The following is a 20,952-nucleotide window of genomic DNA, read 5'->3' on the forward strand; positions in this document are numbered from 1 at the left end:
AAAGGCCGCTTCAATCGTTTGAGTATCGGCCCGTCTAGACCATTGGCCGGTCCGGTTCAAGAAATAGGATTTCCAAGCATCCGGGCCAAGAGTGGCCGATTTGAGTTAATCTTTCTGTATTTCCTTGGCCGAACCGAGCCCGTCCGGCCTTTGGTCGGCTTCACCCGTACGGCGCGAGCGCGATTGCGCCTTGCGCTTCTGCAGATTGGCGCGCAACTGCTCGGCGAGCCGGTCCTTGCGGTCCGTGCCGCCCTTTTTCGGTGATATCGTCTTGTCGCTCATCGTCCCGTCCCGGCCGGCGACCGGCCAAACCTGCCGTTCAGGGATAGCCAACATTGTGGCGCCGCCATGTCATTGAAAGCTATCCGGCAAAGGCTTTCACAGAAGCGTTGTTCTTGGCCTTGCGCTTGCCGGTTCGATATGGCAGAAGCCCCGCCATCAGCGGCTGCGGTAGCTCAGTGGTAGAGCACTCCCTTGGTAAGGGAGAGGTCGAGAGTTCAATCCTCTCTCGCAGCACCAGTCTATCCCATTGAAATCATTGGATCCCTTGACATACAAGGGTTTACGTCCATTCTGATGTTACAAATGCCGTAACAAATCGGATGGAATTGATGACAGGCCGTGTTCGAAATCTCCTGAATCGCGACGGCCGTTATTTCGCGCGGCTTGTCGTTCCGAAAGAGCTCCGGCCATACATCGGGAAGGCCGAGTTGCGAAAAGCGCTCGGTCCCGACTACCGGACAGCCCTGAAGATGTTGCCAGGCGCTGTCGCTGTCCTGCAGCACGAGATCGCACTTGGCGAGCGCCGCGCCGTTGCGGCAGGCGAACAATTCATCATTGTGGGCCGCTACCCGCTTCTTCCACCACAAATAGCCAGCCGAGACTATCAAAATGCGCCTTGGGGCGTCACAGGGGTCATTTTGCGGGGCGTCACATCGTTACAACGTCGTCATAAACAGTTGATTTTATTACAGAAAGACAGAGTTCAATCCTCTTGCCGATCCGAACGGATGGACAGGCAACAAGCGACCAACCATTCTGAAGGCGGTCTCCTCCCAAGAGCTACACGGGTCTCGCTGAACCTCGCCTAGGCGAGGTCCCGAATCTCACGCGACGGCTAGGTCGGAATACTCAAGCACATGCCCGCTATCCATCGCGACGATCGCCAAAGCTTGACCAGACCCACTGCCGTCCGCGTCATAGTAAAGAACGTCATTGGCAGTGTTAAACCAGAAAACTTGGTTTGTATTAGTCGATCCCGTATCGTTTGCAACGAAATGAGATGCGTCTAATATTCCAATGTCAGCGCCCCCGCTCGCAAGACCTCCGCCGTATTTAGCGTGATCGAATTGGAAAATGTCGCCCGACGTAAAGCCGGATACGTGATTCAATCCGGTATCTGGTGATCCCACCCGAATGGCTGTATTGGCGCCAAGCAGATTGACGGTGTTGTCAGCCCCAGAAAGAAGGATGTTATCACTGTTGCCCGACACGTCCACGGTGTTCTGCGGCCCGACGAGCGAGATGGTATCGCCGGAGCCGGTGACCGTGAGATGGTTGCTACCGGACGGGTTGCCCGGGTTGGGGTCTGTAATGAAGTTCAGCGTGAGACCGTTTCCGCTGACGCCGATCTGGTCGTTGTAGGCATAGAGGGTCTGCGTCGTGTTGCTTGAAGAGACCGAGACCGTGTGTCCGTAGCCATAGAGCCTTGAGGTGCCATCGGTGCCGAAGATGTTGACGGTGTTGTAGAAGCCGCTCACCAGCAGCTGGTCAGTGGCGCCTTCCATGCTGATGGTGTTGTTGAATCCGCCCTCAAATACCAGGCTGTCGTTGCTGCCGCTGACGTGAACCTCGTTGGCGTCGGCATTGTCATAGTAGGTGCCTACCGTGACGGCGTCATTGTTGCCTGTCACGTTGACATGGTCGTGGGTGCCGGCGACGGTGACAGTATCGTTGGAACCGGTGCCGGGGAGAGGACCTGCCCCGATGGTGATGACGCTGTTACTGGCGGCCAGCGTTGCGCCGGTGTTGTCGGACACAAGGTGGATCGGTGAGCTGCCGTTGACGGTAACGGAATCGTTGGTTCCAGAGACGATCACGCCCCACGGATCGGAGAACTGTCCGGTGACGGTCACGTTGTCGTGGGCGCCGGCGACGGTGACGGTTGCGCCTGTCACACTGCCGGTGGAGGAAACCGACAAGGTTTGATTGTCGCCCTCCAGGGTGACACCCGTCCAGTTCGCCAGCGCGACGTTGTCGCCGCTGCCATTCAGATACATCGTGCTGTTGATGGCGCCGGCCATGCTGATGGTGTCGTTGTCGCCGGACAATATGATCGAGTGACCGCTGCCGCTGATGTTCACATTCGTGCTGCTGGCGGTGACCGTCAGATCGCTGTCGCTCTTGAGGCCGCTTGAGGAGCCGGCGCCGGAGAAGTTGATCGTATCGCTGCTGCCGGTGACCGCGACGACATCGTGCGCGCCCGAAAGGTTCAGCGTGTCGCTGTTGCCCGAGACGTTGATCGTATCGCTGCTACCCGCAAGCGTGATAGTCACTCCATTGTCGCCTGCTCCTAGCGTCACGATATTGCCGCTGCCTGCATTGACGGCCAGGTTCTGCCCATTCCTCGAGGCAAGGCTTTCGCCTGTGCCGGTGAGATTGAAGTTTTCGAATCCGCTGAAAGCCGCAAGGCTGTTGAGGTCGAACGATCCCGACCCGGAGATGCTGAGAGTGTCGATACCGCCGCCGCCGGTGAGGCGATCCCCGGCGTTTAGTGTCTGCGGTGTAGCGAACAACGTATTGCTTCCACTCGCGAAGCTGACGGTCGCATTGCCAGGCCCAAGTGTGACGCTATTATTGTTTGATCCTGCTCCGAATGATACTACGTGATTATTGCCATACGAGATGTTCACCGAACTGTTAGATCCAGTGATGTTGACCGCGTCGTCGCTTTGACAATCAATTTGAACGACCGCATTGTTTCCGGAAATATTGACAGAGTTTAAAGAGGCATAATAGCCAAATAAAACAGATGAATTGTCTCCTACTATGGAAACAGTCGCGAGATGGCTGGAGCCAAAATCAAGATTAGTATTGTCGCCGGTAACGGTTATCGTGTCGGAGTTGTTTCCAATGCTGAGGTTGTTTCCATCTCCCGTAATGCTAACTACATTGCCGCTTCCCAGATGTAATGTCCGAAACAAGGCGTTGTCAGCGTTAAGATGGAAGGTTGTCCCCGAGGACAAGAAGGTGACAACGTTTCCTGTGCCCGTAAGAGTGAGGCTGTCATTCGCTCCTGAGACGGTCACGGTCTCATGATCGCCTGCCACTGTTACTGTATCGCTGGTGCCGCCAACGGTGACCGCGTTGCCGCTACCGGACACCGAGACCGCAACACCATCATTGCCGGTCGCCAGCGTCACCGAGTTGCCGCTTCCTGCGTTGACGGCGAGATGCTGACCATTCCTTAGGGTCAGGCTTTCGCCTGTGCCGGTGAGATTGACGTTTTCGAAGCCACTAAAGGCCGCGAGACTGTTGAGGTCGAATGATCCCGACCCGGAAAGCACCAGCGTGTCGATGCCGCTGCCGCCGGTGAGTTGATCACCTGAATTGAGCGTCAGCGCGTTGCCAAAAACCGTCGTATCGGCTGAGGATACAGGTATGACATCGTTTGCCGGCGTCAGATTTATGTATCGGCCGGTGCCGTCGACGAGGATCTCTATCGACCCTTGGGCGAGGATTGCGTCACGCTGGGCGGCCGTGAAGTCGAAGCCATTGGCTGCGATCGTGTCTTGACCAAGACCGCCGTTAATCTGGAAGGCGGTTGCAGCGCTCGACACCGTAAAGGTGGTGCCGGTGGCATTGGTGCTGGTGAAGTGGACGTCAGTGGCGACGGTCTTGCCGGAAAGATCCACGCTGGTCCCCGAGGCTTGCACCTCACCTGATCCAATGAATTCATTGAATTGAGATATGGCGCCTTCCGCGGCAACAACCGCGCCATTCAGAAGATATAGATCTGGAACGCCACTGATCGTGGTCCCCGAAAGATCGTAGACACCATTTCCGCCATAAACCTGGACGCTGCCACTCGAATTCCCGCTGCCCTGGATGATATCTCCCGCGTGGAATTGTGAAGGATCAACGGCGACATAGGCGCTGTTGGCATTATTGGAACTATAGATTTGATACGTGCCGGTCGAAAGGAAGAAGTTGTCAGTGCCTTGGTCGTAGATCGTGGCCGACCCGCTCGAAAGATAGTAAAGGCCGATATGACCAAGCCCACTTTGGTCGTCGTAAATTGTGGTCGAGCCCGAGCCCAGATAAACATGGTTGAAGGATCCGGCCCCGATGTGAGCCGCAACAGTGCCCGCATTGAACGTCAGCGTCTCATTGCCGAAGCCGGTGGTGTGGAGCGTCCCGCTGAACGCACCGGAAAGGGTAAGCGAGGTTGCTCCATTGCTCGCCAGGTCAATCTCTTCGAAGCCGCTGAAGTGCGCCAGGCTGTTGAGGTCTACGGTGCCAGACCCGGAGATGCTGAGCGTGTCGGTGCCGCTGCCGCCGGTGAGGCTGTCGCTGCTGTCGAAGGAGGAGGGCGTAGCGAATACCGTGTTGGTTCCACTCGTGAAGCTGACCGTCCCGCTACCACCTCCAAACGTTACGCTGTTGTCCGAACCAGCTCCGAACGACACCACGTGATCATGGCCATATCCGAGGGTGACCGAACTATTGGATCCCGTGATGTTGACTGTGTCGCTGGCCTGGCACTCCACGTTAACGGTCGTGTTGTTGCCGGTGATGTTCACGGTGTCATATGTCGAATAAAAACCAAATCCGATAGAACTGTTGTCACCAACTACGGATACAGTTGCAACATGGCCATCGCCAAAATCAACGGCCGTTCCATTTCCAGCAATTGTCCAATTGTCAAAATTATTGTGTAGCGTAAGGCTGTTGCTATTTCCTGTGATATTCCCTACCTCGGCGCCACCAGGATAGGTCGATGTCTCCACGGTGTTGTTGTTGCCTATGATCGATACCGTATCATTGGAGCCGTGGATGTTGATCGCATCCCCGCTGCCGGACACAGAGACGGTAACGGCGTCGTCGCCTGCTGCCAGCGTCACCGTGTTGCCGCTGCCAGCGTTGACCGTGAGGTTCTGACCATTCCTCAGGGTCAGGCTTTCGCCGGTGCCTGTGAGATTGATGTTTTCGAAGCCGCTGAAGGCCGCAAGGGTGTTGAGGTCGAACGATCCCGCCGCGGAGAGCACCAGCGTCTCGGCACCGCTGCCGCCCGCCAGACTGTCCCCGCCGTTCAGCGTCGCGCCAGCGCCGATCGTCGCGTTGACGGTGTTCGTGCCGCCGGCGAAGCTCACGGTGTCCACGCCCGTGCCAAGCGTCACGGCATTGTTGTTAGATCCTGCACCAGAAAATGATACAAAACCCTCGTTACCGGTCATTACAACCGTATTATTCGATCCTGAGATGTTTACGGTATCGTTGGTCCCGCCCAGCGTGACGCTGTCGTTGTTCCCCAACAGGGTCAGGGTGGTGTTGTCGCTTGTCGTGACGCCATCGTTGCTTGCGGTGAGGCTTAGTCCAGCTTGGCTTCTCGCGTAGCTGACTGGCCCACTACCTTGCACGAGAACGTTGCCGTTTCCGGCAAGGCCGGTGCCTGAGTAGCCGCTCACCACTACAAGGTTGTCCGTTCCGTTTACAGACACACTTCCATAGCTGCCGGTCACGGTCACGAAGTCACTGCTGCCATTGACGCCAACCGAGCTGTAATCGCCGTTGACGGTGACGGTATCGTTGGCCCCATTGACCTGCACGATGTTTCCACTGTCGCCTCCGGGTTGGGCAACCACGACGGTGTTGTTGTCACCTATGACGTTCACCCTCTCGTTGTGGGTGGCCAGGGTCACACTGTCGTTGCTGCCCAGGAGATCGATCGAATTGTTGACCTGATAGGCATTCAGGCCATTGCTGGCGGTCAGCGTCAGGCTTGTATTGCTGGCGGTGAAGGCGACGGCATTGTTGTCACCCGCAATCGTCACCACGTCGTCACCGCCAGTCAGCTGAATGGTGTTGTTGGTGGACGTCACGCCCAGGTTCGCGCTGTTCGATCCGAAGACCAGCTTGTCGTTGGTCCCGCCCAGCGTGACGCTGTCGTTCGTCCCGAACAGGCTCAGCGTGTCGTTGTTGCCCGAGAGGTTCACCGTGTTGCTGCTACCCGTCAAAGTGACGGTGTCGTTGGAGCCCGTCCCGGGGAGGGGGCCTGTTCCAATGGTGATGACGCTGCTGCTGGCGGCCAGCGTTGCGCTGGTGTTGTCGGAGACGAGGTGGATCGGTGAGCTGCCGTTGATGGTAACCGAATCGTCGGTCCCTGAGACGATCACGCCCCACGGGTCGGAGAATTGTCCGGTGACGGTCACGTTGTCGTGGGCACCGGCCACTGTGACGGTCGCGCCGGTGACACTGCCATTGGAGGAGACCGACAGGGTTTGATTGTCGCCCTCCAGGGTGACACCCGTCCAGTTCGCCAGCGCGACGTTGTCGCCGGTGCCATTCAGATACAATGTGCTGAAGGAGGCGCCCGCCATGCTGACGGTGTCGTTGTTGCCCGCCATGACGATCGAGTGACCGCTGCCGCTGATGTTCACATTCGTGCTGCTGGCAGTGATTGTGAGGTCGCTGTCACTCTTGAGGCCGCTCGACGAGCCGGTGCCCGAGAAGTTGAGCGTATCGCTGCTGCCGGTGACCGCGATAACGTCGTGCGCGCCCAACAGGTTCAATGTGTCGCTGCCGCCAGAGACGTTCACGGTGTCGTTGTTGCCGGTTACGTTCGCAACGTCACCGTCGGCCTGCAGGTTCACCACGTCGCTGTTGCCGGTGACGTTTGCAGTGTTGGATGAGCCGTCTACGGTAAGGCTGCCATTGTCGCCGACCAAGGTGGCGGTGTTGAAGTGAGAGTAGATGTCAAGGGAGATGCTTCCATAGTTGCCGGTGAGTGTCACGGACCCATAGTTGGTGTCCGTGGAAATGTGGTTGTGGTCTCCGGTGACGCTCGCGGTCTCGTAGTTGCCGCCGACCAACACCGAATTATTGCTGCCCGTTACGCTGACAACGTCGCCCCAACCGGAGATTGTGGTTGAGTTGTTGTCGCCAGTGACGCTCATCGTCTGGCTGGCTCCCTGGTAGCCGTCGGCATAGAGGGTGGCGTTGGTCGCCGTCACTGCCAGGTTGGTGTTGTAAGTCGTGAAGTGCAACACATCACCGATGCCCGTCATCGACACCGTATCGTTGCTGCCAGAGACGTTCACCGTCTCATTGTCACCTGAGACCGACACCGTATCGTTGGCGCCGCCAACGTTGACCGCGCCGCTGCCGCCAGACACCGAGACCGTAGCTCCATTGTCGCCGGTTCCCAGCGTCACCGTGTTGCCGCTGCCGGCGTTGACAGCTAGGTTCTGCCCGTTCTTCAGGGTCAGGCTTTCACCCGTGCCGGTGAGATTGACGTTTTCGAAGCCACTAAAGGCCGCGAGACTGTTGAGGTCGAATGATCCCGACCCGGAAAGCACCAGCGTGTCAATGCCGCTGCCGCCGGTGAGTTGATCACCTGAATTGAGCGTCAGCGCGTTGCCAAAAACCGTCGTATCGGCTGAGGATACAGGTATGACATCGTTTGCCGGCGTCAGATTTATGTATCGGCCGGTGCCGTCGACGAGGATCTCTATCGACCCTTGGGCGAGGATTGCGTCACGCTGGGCGGCCGTGAAGTCGAAGCCATTGGCTGCGATCGTGTCTTGACCAAGACCGCCGTTAATCTGGAAGGCGGTTGCAGCGCTCGACACCGTAAAGGTGGTGCCGGTGGCATTGGTGCTGGTGAAGTGGACGTCAGTGGCGACGGTCTTGCCGGAAAGATCCACGCTGGTCCCCGAGGCTTGCACCTCACCTGATCCAATGAATTCATTGAATTGAGATATGGCGCCTTCCGCGGCAACAACCGCGCCATTCAGAAGATATAGATCTGGAACGCCACTGATCGTGGTCCCCGAAAGATCGTAGACACCATTTCCGCCATAAACCTGGACGCTGCCACTCGAATTCCCGCTGCCCTGGATGATATCTCCCGCGTGGAATTGTGAAGGATCAACGGCGACATAGGCGCTGTTGGCATTATTGGAACTATAGATTTGATACGTGCCGGTCGAAAGGAAGAAGTTGTCAGTGCCTTGGTCGTAGATCGTGGCCGACCCGCTCGAAAGATAGTAAAGGCCGATATGACCAAGCCCACTTTGGTCGTCGTAAATTGTGGTCGAGCCCGAGCCCAGATAAACATGGTTGAAGGATCCGGCCCCGATGTGAGCCGCAACAGTGCCCGCATTGAACGTCAGCGTCTCATTGCCGAAGCCGGTGGTGTGGAGCGTCCCGCTGAACGCACCGGAAAGGGTAAGCGAGGTTGCTCCATTGGTCGCCAGGTCAATATCGTCGAAGCCGCTGAAGTGGGCCAAAGTGCTCAGGTCAAAGCTACCGGCACCTCCCAGAGTCAGCGTGTCAATGCCGCTGCCTCCGGTCAGACTGTCGCCGCTGTTCAAAGTCGACGCCGTCGCGAACACCGTGTTGGTGCCGCTCAAGAAACTGACCGTCGCGCTGCCCGCTCCGAGTGTGACGCTGTTATCCGAGCCCGCACCGAACGCCACCACGTGGCCGTTGCCGTATGCGAGCGTCACCGAACTATTGGATCCGGTGATATTGATCGTGTCGCTGGCCTGGCAGTCCACATTCACGATCGAGTTGTTGCCGTTAATGTTGGCAGTGTCATACGTCGAATAGAAGCCAAATCCGACCGAGCTGTTGTCGCCCACTATCGATACGGTGGTGCCATGGCTATCGCCAAAATCAACGGACGTTCCGTTTCCGGAGACCGCCAAAGTATCGTTGTTATTGTGCAGGGAGAGAGTGTTACCGTTCCCCGCAATGCTCACCGTATCGCCGCCGCCTGGATAATAGGTCTGCACAAAGGTGTTATCAGCAGTGAGATGGAAAGTTGTGCCGGCGGCAATCAGGTTTACGCTGTCGGCCGTGCCCAAAATCGTCAGGCTTGCATTGGTGCCCGCGACGTTGATCGTGTCGTGGGCCCCAGTGACGGTCACCACATGATCGCCGCCCGACAGGTTCAATGTGTCGTTATTCCCCGAGAGGTTTACCGTGTCGCTGCTGCCCGTCAAAGCAACGGTGTCGTTGGAACCGGTGCCGGGGAGAGGACCTGTTCCAATGGTGATGACGCTGTTGGTGGCGGCCAGCGTTGCGCCGGTGTTGTCGGAGACAAGGTGGATCGGTGAGCTGCCGTTGATGGTAACGGAATCGTTCGTTCCAGAGACGATCACGCCCCACGGATCGGAGAACTGCCCGGTGACGGTCACGTTGTCGTGGGCACCGGCCACGGTGACGGTTGCGCCGGTGACACTGCCAGTGGAGGAGACAGAAAGGGTTTGATTGTCGCCCTCCAAGGTGACACCGGTCGAGTTCGCCAGCGTGACGTTGTCGCCGGTGCCATTCAGATACATCGTGCTGTTGACGGCGCCAGCCATGCTGATGGTGTCGTTGTCGCCGGACAATATGATCGAGTGACCGCTGCCGCTGATGTTCACATTCGTGCTGCTGGCCGTGACCGTCAGATCGCTGTCGCTCTTGAGGCCGCTTGAGGAGCCGGCGCCGGAGAAGTTGATCGTATCGCTGGTGCCAGTGACCGCGACGACGTCGTGTGCGCCCGACAGGTTCAACGTGTCGCTGTTGCCGGAGACGTTGATCGTATCGCTGCTACCCGCAAGCGTGATAGTCACTCCGTTGTCGCCTGCTGCCAGCGTCACCGTATTGCCGTTGCCGGCGGCGACCGTCAGGTTCTGACCGTCCTTCAGGGTGAGGCTCTCGCCGGTGCCAGTGAGATTGATGTTTTCGAAGCCGGTAAAGGTTGCCAGGCTGTTGAGATCGATAGAACCTGCGCCGGAAATCACCAGCGTGTCGGTAGCGCTGCCGCCGGTGAGGCGATCACCGCTGTTGAGCGTGGCACCCGCGCCGATCGTCGCGTTCACCGCGTTCGAGCCGCTGGTGAAAGTGACGGTATCGTTACCGGTCCCGAGCGTCACGGCGTTACCACTGCCGCCACTCACGGTGAGGTTCTGACCATTCTTCAGGGTCAGGCTCTCGCTGGTGCCGGTGAGATTGATGTTCTCGAAGCCGGTGAATGTCGCCAGGCTGTTGAGGTTAAATGATCCCGATCCGGAGATGCTGAGCGTGTCGGCGCCGCTGCCGCCGGCGAGGGCATCACCAATATTCAGGGTCGCGCCCGCCCCGATTGCCGCGTTTATCGTGTTCGAGCCGCCCGTGAAAGTCACCGTGTCATTGCCGGTCCCGAGGGTAACCGTATTGCCGCTGCCGGCGGCGACCGTCAGGTTCTGACCGTTCTTCAGGGTCAGGCTTTTGCCGCTGCCGGTCAGAAGTATGGTCTCGAAGCCGGTGAAGCTAGCCAGGGTGTTCAGGTCAAATGACCCCGACCCCGAGATGTTGAGCAAGTCGGAGTTGATGCCACCCGAGAGGCTATCTCCACTGTTCAACGTCGCGCTTGCGCCGATCGTCGCGTTCACCGTGTTGGTGGCAGAAACGAAAGCGACCGTGTCGTTCCCAGTCCCAAGCGTCACGGTATTTCCGATACCCGCGTTGACCGTCAGGTTTTGCCCATTCTTCAGTATAAGACTTTCGCCTGTGCCGGTGAGATTGACATTTTCGAAGCCGGAAAAGGTCGTCAGACTGTTGAGGTCGACCGAACCTGCACCGGAGATGCTGAGCGTGTCGGTGCCGATGCCGCCGGTGAGGCGATCACCGCTGTTGAGTGTGGCACCCGCGCCGATCGTCGCGTTGACCGTGTTCGAGCCGCTGGTGAAAGTGACGGTATCGTTACCGGTCCCGAGCGTCACGGCGTTACCACTGCCGCCACTCACGGTGAGGTTCTGACCATTCTTCAGGGTCAGGCTCTCGCCGGTGCCGGTGAGATTGATGTTTTCGAAGCCGGTGAATGTCGCCAGGCTGTTGAGGTTAAATGATCCCGATCCGGAGATGATAAGCGTGTCGGCGCCGCTGCCGCCGGTGAGGCGATCACCGCTGTTGAGTGTGGCACCCGCGCCGATCGTCGCGTTGACCGTGTTCGTGCCGCCGGCGAAGGCGACCGTGTCATTGCCGGTCCCCAGGGTAACCGTATTGCCGCTGCCGGCGGCGACCGTCAGGTTCTGACCGTTCTTCAGCGTCAGGCTCTCGCCGCTGCCGGAGAGATTGATGTTTTCGAAGCCGGTGAAGGTAGCCAGGCTATTGAGGTCGAACGAGCCAGACCCGGAAATATTGAGGCTATCGGTGGCACTGCCGCCGGTGAGGCGATCCCCACCGTTCAGCGTCGCGCCAGCGCCGATCGTCGCGTTGACCGTGTTCGTGCCGCCGGTGAAGGCGATCGTGTCATTGCCGGTCCCCAGGGTCACCGTATTGCCGCTGCCGGCGGCGACCGTCAGGTTCTGACCGTTCTTCAGGGTGAGGCTCTCGCCGGTGCCAGTGAGATTGATGTTTTCGAAGCCGGTAAAGGTTGCCAGGCTGTTGAGATCGATAGAACCTGCGCCGGAAATCACCAGCGTGTCGGTAGCGCTGCCGCCGGTGAGGCGATCACCGCTGTTGAGTGTGGCACCCGCGCCGATCGTCGCGTTCACCGTGTTCGAGCCGCTGGTGAAAGCGACGGTGTCGTTACCGGTCCCGAGCGTCACGGCGTTACCAATGCCGCCACTCACGGTGAGGTTCTGACCATTCTTCAGGGTCAGGCTCTCGCTGGTGCCGGTGAGATTGATGTTTTCGAAGCCGGTGAATGTCGCCAGGCTGTTGAGGTTAAATGATCCCGATCCGGAGATGCTAAGCGTGTCGGCGCCGCTGCCGCCGGTGAGGCGATCACCGCTGTTGAGTGTGGCACCCGCGCCGATCGTCGCGTTCACCGTGTTCGAGCCGCCCGTGAAAGTCACCGTGTCATTGCCGGTCCCGAGGGTAACCGTATTGCCGCTGCCTGCATTCACTGTGAGGTTCTGACCATTCTTCAGGGTCAGGCTCTCCCCGGTGCCGGTGAGATTGACGTTTTCAAAGCCGGTGAAGGTTGCCAAGCTGTTGAGATCGAACGATCCCGACCCAGAGATGCTAAGCGTGTCAATGCCGGTGCCGCCGGTGAGGCGATCGCCGCTATTCAGCGTCGCGCCCGCGCCGATCGTCCCAAAAACCGTGTTCGAGCTCGATCCGTTGAAGGTAACAGTATCGTTGGCGGTCGTAAGAGTTTTTGATGGCATGGCGTCCTCCCGTTTTTTGCTTGAAATCGGCAGCTGTAAGGCAGCTGAAATCCAAGCTAGGAGCCGCTCAAGACCTCCGCGAGATTTATGCCGTTAGATATTTGCCAGTTGGGAGGGCGCCCTAAACTTTTATCGGCGGGCCGGCCGCGATGTCCGTAGGGGCCTGCGGCCCGGGCAAAAGCAACTGCCTCGAGCAGAATACGCAAATCGTTGCATATCGAGCGCATTGCAATGTATGTCCCATCGGAGTTAATTAAGAAAGCACTAATATTGCGAAGAGTCGAGAGGAGAACACGAGCTTGCGCCATTTTCTCGAACACTGGACTCGAGAGTCGCCCACAGCTGCGAACGTGCGAGTCATAGGAACGGCCGCACTGGCTGCCTTGGACATGCCGAGCGACTCCATGAGCTGTGCTAAGCAAACGATGACGAAGCTCCAGTCGTGAGCGTCAGGCTCTAGGGGAGACAGGCGGCTTCCATCGCTTTCTACGGAGTCAAGTCGATGGAGCAAAAGCTTCCGGCGACATAGTGACCTTCGAGGCAGCTTTAGGGGGAAGCAAATTTGGATAAGCCACGCAATAAAAATACAAACGTGATGTCCAAGAGCGTGATTGAGATGGGCCTGTTCTCGGCAGTCATCAACGCGTTACTCCTAGTTATCCCGTTATACATGGTTCAAATCTATGACAGGGTTCTACCTGCGGCTAATATAAATACGTTAATATATCTAAGTATAATTGCGGTGTCGTCCATTCTATTGTTTGCAGTTCTTGAGGTCCTGCGGGGTATGTATGCGAGCCGACTCGCTGCGAGGCTCGATGTGAGGTTGGGCTCGACATCCTTTCTCGCAGCGATGAATGGACCGCGGGCGGGGCTTGGCGATGTCCAATCTTTGCGCGACCTGGCCACCGTGCGAGGTATAATCGCCTCGCGGACCATCTTTTTCCTCTTTGACTTACCGTTTGGGCTAATCTTCGTGGGGCTACTCTACTTCATTCATCCTTTGCTGTTCCTGGTGACCGCAGCCGGAGCGATTCTTATGGTTGCCATCGCGGTGCTCAACCAAGCCGCGAGTTCAAATCCGAGTAGAGGGGCGGCAGAGAACCTTGCCGCCGCAATGAATTCGGCTCAGGCCTTTTCACGAAACTTCGAGACAATCCGCGCGCTTGGCATGGTGTCTAATGCAATCGAATTCTGGGGAACCGGTTTCTCCGGTTTCCTGCACGCCTCGGATCGGGTTGCTCGTATCAATGCGTTGTATAGCGGTATCTCCAGAGCGACGCGAACGGGCCTGCAAATCGCTATATTGGGTGTCGGCGCCTATTTGGTTCTGCACAACGAAATTACAGCGGGTATGATATTTGCGTCCTCGATGGTTGCAGCCCGTGCGTTGCAGCCTCTTGACCAGATAATTGGAAGCTGGCGGCAAATTGTCGAAGCAAATCTGGCATGGAAGAGACTTTCGATCGCGGCTAGCAATGCCCCCAATCGGGATCAAGTGGCACTCCCGCCCGCTAAAGGGACGTTGACCGTTGACCAGGTTGTGTATCAGGTTCCCGGCTCGGTCGACGGCTCGTTACCCCTAATAAAGCGGGTGAGCTTTGAGGCCGCAGCCGGTGAAGCAATTGCTATTGTCGGGCCTTCCCAAGCTGGAAAATCGACGCTGGCACGCCTCATAGTCGGTGCCATTGAGCCTCGCTCGGGTTCGATCCGGATCGACGGTGGCGAAGTTCGAAACTGGGATCCAGAGGAACTTGGTCGGCACATCGGCTATCTTCCGCAAGACGTGGAACTGTTCCCAGGCACAATCGGCCAGAACATTGCCCGTTTCGACCCGGTTGCCTCGAATGAAAGCATCGTTGAGGCGGCACAGCGAGCGCAGGTGCATGATCTCATCCTCGGTCAAAGACACGGATACTCGACTGTGATCGGCCCCACTGGCGTTCGCCTCTCTGGTGGCGAGCGTCAACGCATTGGGCTCGCGCGCGCCTTCTACGGCGATCCCAAGGTCCTGGTTCTTGACGAGCCAAATGCAAATCTTGACGCCCTCGGCGAGGCCGCACTTGAGCGTGCGATCATGCAAGCTCGATCGCAGAAGAGAACAGTGCTTGTCATAACCCACCGGCCGTCTCTCGCTGGGAAATGCGATCGCATACTCATGCTGCGCAATGGCCAAGTAGAGATTTTCGGATTCAGCAAGGAAGTGCTCGACGAACTTGCCCAACGGCAGAGCCCAGTGCAGCCGCCGGAAGCGTCGCAAACCCTTCCGCCTCGCCCTCTTCACGTTGATGAGGATAGGCGCCAATGACGGGTCCTAGCCAAGGCATGCAGATAATGCCGCGAACATATCGCTGGCAGGACCATGTCAACACGCGCACAGACCGGATTGCGTTGGTGGCATACGGGGTCATGGCTGTGTTTTTGCTAGGATTCGGATTGTGGGCCGGCACTGCGCCTATCGCGGGAGCAATGATTGCCCCGGGCCTGATAGTGGCTGCCGGACAGAACGTTCTGATCCAGCATCTCGAAGGAGGCGTAGTCCGCAGCATCAGGGTCCGGGAGGGAGACAGGGTCTCACGGGGTCAAGCCCTTCTCGTGCTCGATCCGACACTGGCCGAAGCGCAACTGAACCGAGTGCTGAAACAATGGGTTGCTCAGAAGGCTGAGATCGCCCGCCTTGAGGCGGAGCGCGATGGACTGAACGATATCGCATTTTCCGGCGACCTGGCCGACTATTCCAATGGTTCCGAGTTCGGTGATGTCTTCCGGGAACAAGCCAAGGAATTTCGGGCTCGGCTGGCTCGTTACACCGCCGAAGGTGAGATTCTCAAGCAACGGGTGACGGCCCTTCAGGAGGCTGTTGTTGGGCTAAGGGCTCAAAAAAAGGGAATGGAAAATCAACTTACGGTCGTCAACGAGGAGACGGAGCGGAAGAAGAACCTGTTGGAGAAAGGGCTTACAAACCGTTCCGAATATACAGATCTTCTTCGCAGCAGCGCTGAATTGGTTGGCCAGGCGGGATCGCTGGAGGCGCAAATCGCCAGTTCGGCAACCCAGATCGTAGAGGCTAAAGAGCAAATCGAGCGGCTTACGACCAGTCGAGTTGAAGACGCAGACTCGGAGCTTAATAAGGTCCGCGCCGAAGTTGCAGATGTCGAGGAGCAGATCAAAGCCGCTCGTTCGGTGCTTGATCGCACGACCATTCGGGCCCCGGCCGATGGGATCATTGTTAGGTCGCTCTACAATTCAGAAGGCAGTGTCATCCGAGCTGGTGAGGCGGTGATGGAGCTTCTGCCGACCACGAACGAATTGATCGTCGAGGCCAAAATAAAGCCCGAAGACATCGACGCTGTCCGGGTAGGACAAGATGCGAACATGATGTTCACGGCAATGAATGCGAGGACGACCCCGAAGGTCCCAGGAAAGGTATTCTACGTGTCTGCAGACCGGCTGGTAATGCCCAGCACCGGACAATCTTACTACACTGTGCGTCTGCGTATGGCCGACCCACTGCCACCGCAAATCAAACGCGACCAGATCTATCCGGGTATGCCGGTGGAGACTTTCATATCAACCGGGGAACGAACGTTCTTGGCTTATTTGACCAAGCCGCTGATGGACTCGTTCCAGCGCGCTTTCCGGGAGCGGTAGACGATTGCATTGATTCCATGCGTCTAGCGGCGGCGATGATGTCGCCTGCATGGGCCTTCCATGCGAGGGGCTGGGGCTTGTGATTGTGCTGCTAGATGACCGTCCGTCTAACCGCCACCGGCTCGGCGGCGGACTGCGTCGCGCCCCGCTTAATCCGCGTCGAACGTCGAAAGGCCGAGTTCCCTCGACCAAGGCGCACTTCTCGTGTGGGTTTTGACGAACGCGTGACCCCGACCGCTTCACACCGTTGACGTGACTGGCGGCGGCCGTAGTTCCACGACCAGCCGCTGGATGTCAGCGAAGAGGTTCTAGGACTTGCAACCTCGGCGAGTTCCGCCGGCCTACCGGGTTCGCCGGCCGAGAGGCAGCGCAAACTCCAGATTGCTATTTCGGATGGCAAGTTGGACCAGGAGATCGCCAGACTACTCGGCATCATTGGCTGCGCTGTGCGCGAGCACATAAGGCCGGATCTCCACCAAAACTGAATATCGGGCGGCGATCGGCAATTCGCCCTTGCATACCGGCCGGCCGGATTTTCGCCAAGACTATGGCCTGATAGGGCTCCGGGGTGTAGTCCAATCCGGTGTGGTGTAGTTCAACGCACGCAATAGGTTATGGTCCATTTTGACGTCCGTCACAATGTTACAAACAGCTATGTAAGTCATTGAAATTATTAAAGATATCTAGAGTTCAATCCTCTCTCGCAGCACCAGTCTTTTCCGCGCGAGCGCGGCTGACCTTCAAACTCCTCACCGCGGCGTGATCTATCCGATGTGTGATGAGGTTCCAGCGGCCTTGATCAATTCGTCCTCGCTCCTCACCCCATGTCGGTATGCGGCAACGATTTCCTCCGCTATGATTTCCGCCTCCAACGAATGGTCGTCTACCAGGCGTTGACGACATGCCGTGTCGAACGCACGACTCAATAGAGCCAACTCCTTGGCACTTAGGATGCCGTATTTTAGTGCTTGGTCGGTAACGGACATCGCCCAGGTCCTCCGCAACCTTGGTTGAGGACGGCCCCCTGTCCTCAAGGCCCGGCTCGGAGGGCCAGTAGGAGGAGCGTCGCGGAGGGGGAGGCGACGGATAGGCCTGCACTGGGGGGCGGTAGGCCTACTCCTCCTACCTGTTGCCGAGCCTGAGCTAAACAACGGCTGATTATACCCCTGAATGGCGGTAGCGCCAGTATTGTTTCATGGTGTTATAATTGTTGAACGCAGAGAGAGGGCTCATGCGGCGGGGGGCTCGATGTCCGCCCGCTCACAATACCACTTTATTAGGGGATGGCCTCAGGCGACGGACGAGTTCACCGCGCTGTGTGGCAGCGAGAGCGCTTACTTGGTGCCACGAAGAAATATCGCCTCAAGGCTGCCCGTGGAGGATCAAACTCAGCACCCCGTAGTGCCGATCCACAGCGGGATGGCCGCCGACGCCAGCAGGGCGTGGATGGGCGGGATCATGAAATCGAGCAGCCGCCCCCAAAGCGCCCCAGCGGGTTGTCAGCTGTGGAGATGCGTCAGTTCGAACCCGGCTTCATCCTGCGCGTCGGACAGGTGCTGTTCGGCGGACCGGAACATGTCCGAGAACTCCATCTCGTTTTCCAGCATCACGCCGCCGACCTTGATGGCGAGGACATCCTCGGTGCCTTTTGGCGCGAAATAGACTTGCGCGACACGCGTGCGGATACGCTCGCCGATCTCCTTGGCCTCCGCTTCGGTCGCGCCAGAGAGGAAAACCCCGAACATCGAGGCGCCGATGCGTCCGATCAGATCCTCCTCGCGCACCGACGACTGGATGGTCGAGACGATGAGCCGCAAGGCCTCGTCGCCCCATTCAAGGCCAAAGCGCATGTTGATGGAGCGAAGGTGTTCGGGATGAATGATCAGGAAGGCGCCCGAGCGTGGTCCTGGCCCTGATCGCCTGGCTGCGCGTCGTTCAACCATCGACGTGAAGACCGGCCCGTTCAGGCAGCCCGTCAAACTGTCATACGTTCCGGACCTGTTGAGTTCCTGCCGGTAGCGGCGGATTTCGATCCGATTCCAGCCGATCAGCGCGAAAAGCGGCAGACCGATGATCACCGGCAGCAGTCCCGCGGTGATCATGCTGCGGGCGAATGGCGTCAGCGCGTCGCTGAACAGCAGCAGGTAGTTGAGGCCAAGGGAAAGGCCGAGGCTCCCGGCGGTTCCCAGGAATGCCAGCCATGCAACGTGCTTCCAGGGCTGGGCAGTGGTGGTCGCCATTGATCTGGTCATTGGCCAATCTCCTGTCGGTAGGCTGGTATAAGGCCTGTCTGCCGTAATTTCGGTTTCGCCGAATCGTACAATTTGACGGAAAAAGGCCGAATGGCGTCTTCGCCATGCCCAGAGCAAAGCCGGTTTGCCGGCTCCAGCCTATCGCGGCGGCCCGAAGACACCCATCTCTGCATTCCGGGCAATTGCTTCCGCCTTGCCATAAATGCCGCCCGGCCGCGCCATCGCCCAGCCATTGGCGACGAGCCAGGCTCCGACATCCTGCTTGCCGAGCCGGCACGGTGCGGCGATGGCAAAACGCTCGGGTTCCGGCGGCAGGAAACAATTCAGCGCGCGCCCCCGCAGCCAGGCATTGAAGGCCGCGCGCGCCCGCTGGCCGCAGGGCCAGGCCTCGTCGCGAAACGAACAGGTCTGGTCGACGCCGATATGCTGGGCCCCGCTGATGACCACTTTCCACCCCATCGCTTCGAACGTCGCCGACGACGTTGCAATCGGATGGTAGAGCAGGGTTTCGCGCCAGTCCTGCGGCATGGGTGTTTTGGGGCGGACGGCGAGGCCGAGTTCTCCAAGCGGCGGCCGGGCCCCGACCCGCTCGGTTTCCGATGCGTCAACCGGCGGCGGAGCGATAAGGCTCTCGGCGATCCGTCGTGCGGGTCCCCGCGATTGTCCGTCGGGATTGGCCGCGGCCGCCTGATTTGCTTGCTTGCCGGCAATTTGCAGGGATGGCGCAGGGACCGACCGGTCGAGAGAAAGCAAGGTTCCGGCCCGCATGATCAGGGCGATTCCGAGCACGAGCTCGAGGCCCCCGATCGCGATCACCATGCGGGCATGCCAGCTCATCAGGCCACCGCAGCGTTCGCGCAAGGTCGGGCCGGCGGCCGGTCAGAAACCCGACGTCGATTTGGCAACCAGTTTGAGCGCACCCTTTTCTATCCGGTAGAATGGCATCGACCTTTGGCTCGATCCGTCAGCGCGAAAACGGAACAAACCCGTCGATCCGCGAAACCCGTTCGGGTTTTCGAGGGTCTGTTTGCTGAAGCCGTCGGGTCCGACCGCGCTGGCAATCCCTGCCGTCAGGGCAACCATATCATAGGCATAGGCCACATTGACGTCGGCAGGGTAGTTGTATGTCGTCCGGAAGCGGTCGGCGATCGGTCCGGTTTCGCCTGGATCGAGCGTGGCGATGTATGCCCCCTCGAACAGCGGATCCATGGGGTGTTCCAGCCAACGGTCCGTTCCGACGACCGAGATTGCTTTTCCCGGAATGCCCTTTGATCTAAGGGCGGCAAGCACCGGCGCGGGGCTGCCATCGCCGCTGGCAATGATGACCGCGTCGGGAGCGTCCACGAGTGAGCCCATCTGGTCGACCGCCTTCGCGCCACCGTCGCCGGCCGAATAGGGCACGGTGACCGCGAGCGTCGCGCCATAGATGCTAAGGCCGTTCGCCACCCGCTTCTCCACAGCACTGGCGTTCGAGCCTTCCGCGACAAGCAATACGAACTTCTTGCCGCCTTTCGCAGCGAGCCCCGCGGCGCCCGCCGCGGCGCTGTCGGCTTCGCTGAGGCGCACGGCATAAACCCCGGCGCCGCCCGCGAAATTGTCGGCAAGCGCCAGAACCGGTGGCCGCTTCGATCCCGACAGCGTGGCAATATGCCGGGCCGATGGCAGTTCGGTCGGGCCGATGACGACCTTGGATCCCGTCGTGATGGCTTGCACCGCCAATTTGCTGGCCTGGGCACTGTCGCCTTTCGTGTCCTCTATCGTCAGCGTCAGCAATCCATTGCCGATATCCGTCATCGCCAGCTTGGCGCCGTCGAGCATCTTCCGGCCGGTCTCCCCTGACGTTCCGGGAGCGGACAAGGGCAGCAGCATCGTGACTTTGGCGGAACCGGTGCCGAGCGACTGGCTCGCCTGGGCCGAACCGGCGCCGGCATTCTGTCCCGCAGGCGCGGCGACCGCCGCCGGATCGAGCACTTCGGAAACGCCGCCTTTCGACTGGCAGCCCGACAAGGGCATGGCGAGCGCCAGGGCGAGTGCCCAAATCTGCGGACTGCGGCCCTGCCGGACAGCTTCCATGATGCTCCACCCCGTCTGCCGCCGGATATTTCCCGGTCTGGTCCTCAATTCATGTTACGGCGGACTTGCGGTGCCGTCTTGCTGTTCTTTCATGCGGCGCACGCAATCGGCAAAGGCCCAGCCGGTTGGCGCCGGCCAGCGTGGCAAACAGACCAAGGCTGAGCCAGGCGATCGTTGCGGCGATCGCCCATAAAATTGATCCGTCTGATGTCATGATGGCCAACAGGCGTGGCCCATGCGGTCAGTGCATGTACTCGACCATGCGGTCGTGGAAACACTCGCATTTGTTGAGCGTGTCTTCGTCCTTGTAGTTCGTCTTCAGATAGCCATAGGCCATGCCGCAGGCGACCTTGGCCTCCGATGCCCAGACGAAGGCAGGCCGGGATGAGTTGATCCATTCGGGGCTGTTGGCGACGGCAACCGATTCATCCATCAGCTTCACCACCTGCTCCTTGAGATCGACGATGTTGTCGTTCAACACCAGGTTGGACGTCCCCACGACGCGGCAATAGTCGCCCGTCGGACCTTCGATGATGTCGGCGGCTTCCAGCCCCGTCGCAACAATCGACAGCAGCCCGGCCCCGAAAGCCACACGCAAAATTCTGTTCATG

General features: G+C 58.9%; 10 protein-coding genes and 1 tRNA gene. 4 read left to right on the top strand and 7 right to left on the bottom strand.

Going from position 1 to position 20,952, the window contains the following annotated elements:
- Window positions 1–105: 105 nt before the first annotated feature.
- The gene (locus tag HB778_RS19930) at window positions 106–282 is read right to left on the bottom strand and encodes a hypothetical protein (protein WP_096458598.1); all 177 of its coding nucleotides are present in this window, start codon (window positions 280–282) and stop codon (window positions 106–108) included.
- 162 nt (window positions 283–444) lie between these two features.
- Between HB778_RS19930 and HB778_RS19935 the strand changes: the two genes are divergently transcribed.
- Together HB778_RS19935 and HB778_RS41515 are read left to right on the top strand one after the other, a co-directional pair.
- Window positions 445–519: transfer RNA gene (locus HB778_RS19935), tRNA-Thr, on the top strand.
- A gap of 83 nt (window positions 520–602) precedes the next feature.
- The gene (locus tag HB778_RS41515; RefSeq protein WP_244661521.1) at window positions 603–1,091 is read left to right on the top strand and encodes a DUF6538 domain-containing protein; all 489 of its coding nucleotides are present in this window, start codon (window positions 603–605) and stop codon (window positions 1,089–1,091) included.
- A 15-nt stretch (window positions 1,092–1,106) separates the two neighbouring features.
- Here HB778_RS41515 and HB778_RS19945 read toward each other — a convergent pair whose 3' ends face one another.
- Window positions 1,107–12,365, bottom strand: a complete 11,259-nt coding sequence (locus HB778_RS19945; RefSeq protein ID WP_183456288.1) for a DUF3060 domain-containing protein — start codon at window positions 12,363–12,365, stop codon at window positions 1,107–1,109.
- 562 nt (window positions 12,366–12,927) lie between these two features.
- On the opposite strand from HB778_RS19945, the gene HB778_RS19950 reads away from it, so the two are divergent.
- Window positions 12,928–14,673: a type I secretion system permease/ATPase gene (locus tag HB778_RS19950; protein WP_183456290.1), complete on the top strand. Its 1,746-nt coding sequence runs from the start codon at window positions 12,928–12,930 to the stop codon at window positions 14,671–14,673.
- Window positions 14,670–16,016, top strand: coding sequence for an HlyD family type I secretion periplasmic adaptor subunit (locus tag HB778_RS19955; protein ID WP_244661522.1), 1,347 nt, complete (start codon window positions 14,670–14,672; stop codon window positions 16,014–16,016). The genes HB778_RS19950 and HB778_RS19955 overlap by 4 nt, the downstream gene beginning before the upstream one ends.
- A 1,499-nt stretch (window positions 16,017–17,515) precedes the next feature.
- On the opposite strand, the gene HB778_RS19960 is transcribed toward HB778_RS19955, so the two are convergent.
- The 5 genes from HB778_RS19960 to HB778_RS19980 form a co-directional block, all read right to left on the bottom strand.
- A complete protein-coding gene (locus tag HB778_RS19960; protein WP_244661523.1) occupies window positions 17,516–18,268 on the bottom strand; it encodes a GGDEF domain-containing protein in 753 nt (250 codons plus the stop codon).
- Between the two features lie 138 nt (window positions 18,269–18,406).
- On the bottom strand, window positions 18,407–19,105 hold the full coding sequence (locus HB778_RS19965; protein ID WP_183456292.1) for a thermonuclease family protein: 699 nt from the start codon (window positions 19,103–19,105) through the stop codon (window positions 18,407–18,409).
- A gap of 42 nt (window positions 19,106–19,147) precedes the next feature.
- Window positions 19,148–20,341 (bottom strand): ABC transporter substrate-binding protein, encoded by a 1,194-nt coding sequence (locus HB778_RS19970; RefSeq protein ID WP_183456294.1) that lies wholly within the window; start codon window positions 20,339–20,341, stop codon window positions 19,148–19,150.
- 49 nt (window positions 20,342–20,390) lie between these two features.
- Complete coding sequence (locus tag HB778_RS19975; RefSeq protein ID WP_183456296.1) at window positions 20,391–20,564, bottom strand: hypothetical protein; 174 nt, start codon at window positions 20,562–20,564, stop codon at window positions 20,391–20,393.
- 18 nt (window positions 20,565–20,582) lie between these two features.
- A complete protein-coding gene (locus tag HB778_RS19980; RefSeq protein ID WP_095198248.1) occupies window positions 20,583–20,951 on the bottom strand; it encodes a hypothetical protein in 369 nt (122 codons plus the stop codon).
- Window position 20,952: the final 1 nt, after the last annotated feature.

This window comes from Mesorhizobium huakuii (assembly GCF_014189455.1).
GTDB classification, from domain to species: domain Bacteria; phylum Pseudomonadota; class Alphaproteobacteria; order Rhizobiales; family Rhizobiaceae; genus Mesorhizobium; species Mesorhizobium huakuii_A.

Excerpts from the sequence above, each read along its gene's own strand:
- HB778_RS19970 (WP_183456294.1), bottom strand. The coding sequence starts at position 20,341 with ATGGAAGCTGTCCGGCAGGGCCGCAGTCCGCAGATTTGGGCACTCGCC.
- HB778_RS19945 (WP_183456288.1), bottom strand. The coding sequence starts at position 12,365 with ATGCCATCAAAAACTCTTACGACCGCCAACGATACTGTTACCTTCAAC.
- HB778_RS19930 (WP_096458598.1), bottom strand. The coding sequence starts at position 282 with ATGAGCGACAAGACGATATCACCGAAAAAGGGCGGCACGGACCGCAAG.
- HB778_RS19965 (WP_183456292.1), bottom strand. The coding sequence starts at position 19,105 with ATGAGCTGGCATGCCCGCATGGTGATCGCGATCGGGGGCCTCGAGCTC.
- HB778_RS41515 (WP_244661521.1), top strand. The coding sequence starts at position 603 with ATGGAATTGATGACAGGCCGTGTTCGAAATCTCCTGAATCGCGACGGC.
- HB778_RS19955 (WP_244661522.1), top strand. The coding sequence starts at position 14,670 with ATGACGGGTCCTAGCCAAGGCATGCAGATAATGCCGCGAACATATCGC.
- HB778_RS19980 (WP_095198248.1), bottom strand. The coding sequence starts at position 20,951 with ATGAACAGAATTTTGCGTGTGGCTTTCGGGGCCGGGCTGCTGTCGATT.
- HB778_RS19960 (WP_244661523.1), bottom strand. The coding sequence starts at position 18,268 with ATGACCAGATCAATGGCGACCACCACTGCCCAGCCCTGGAAGCACGTT.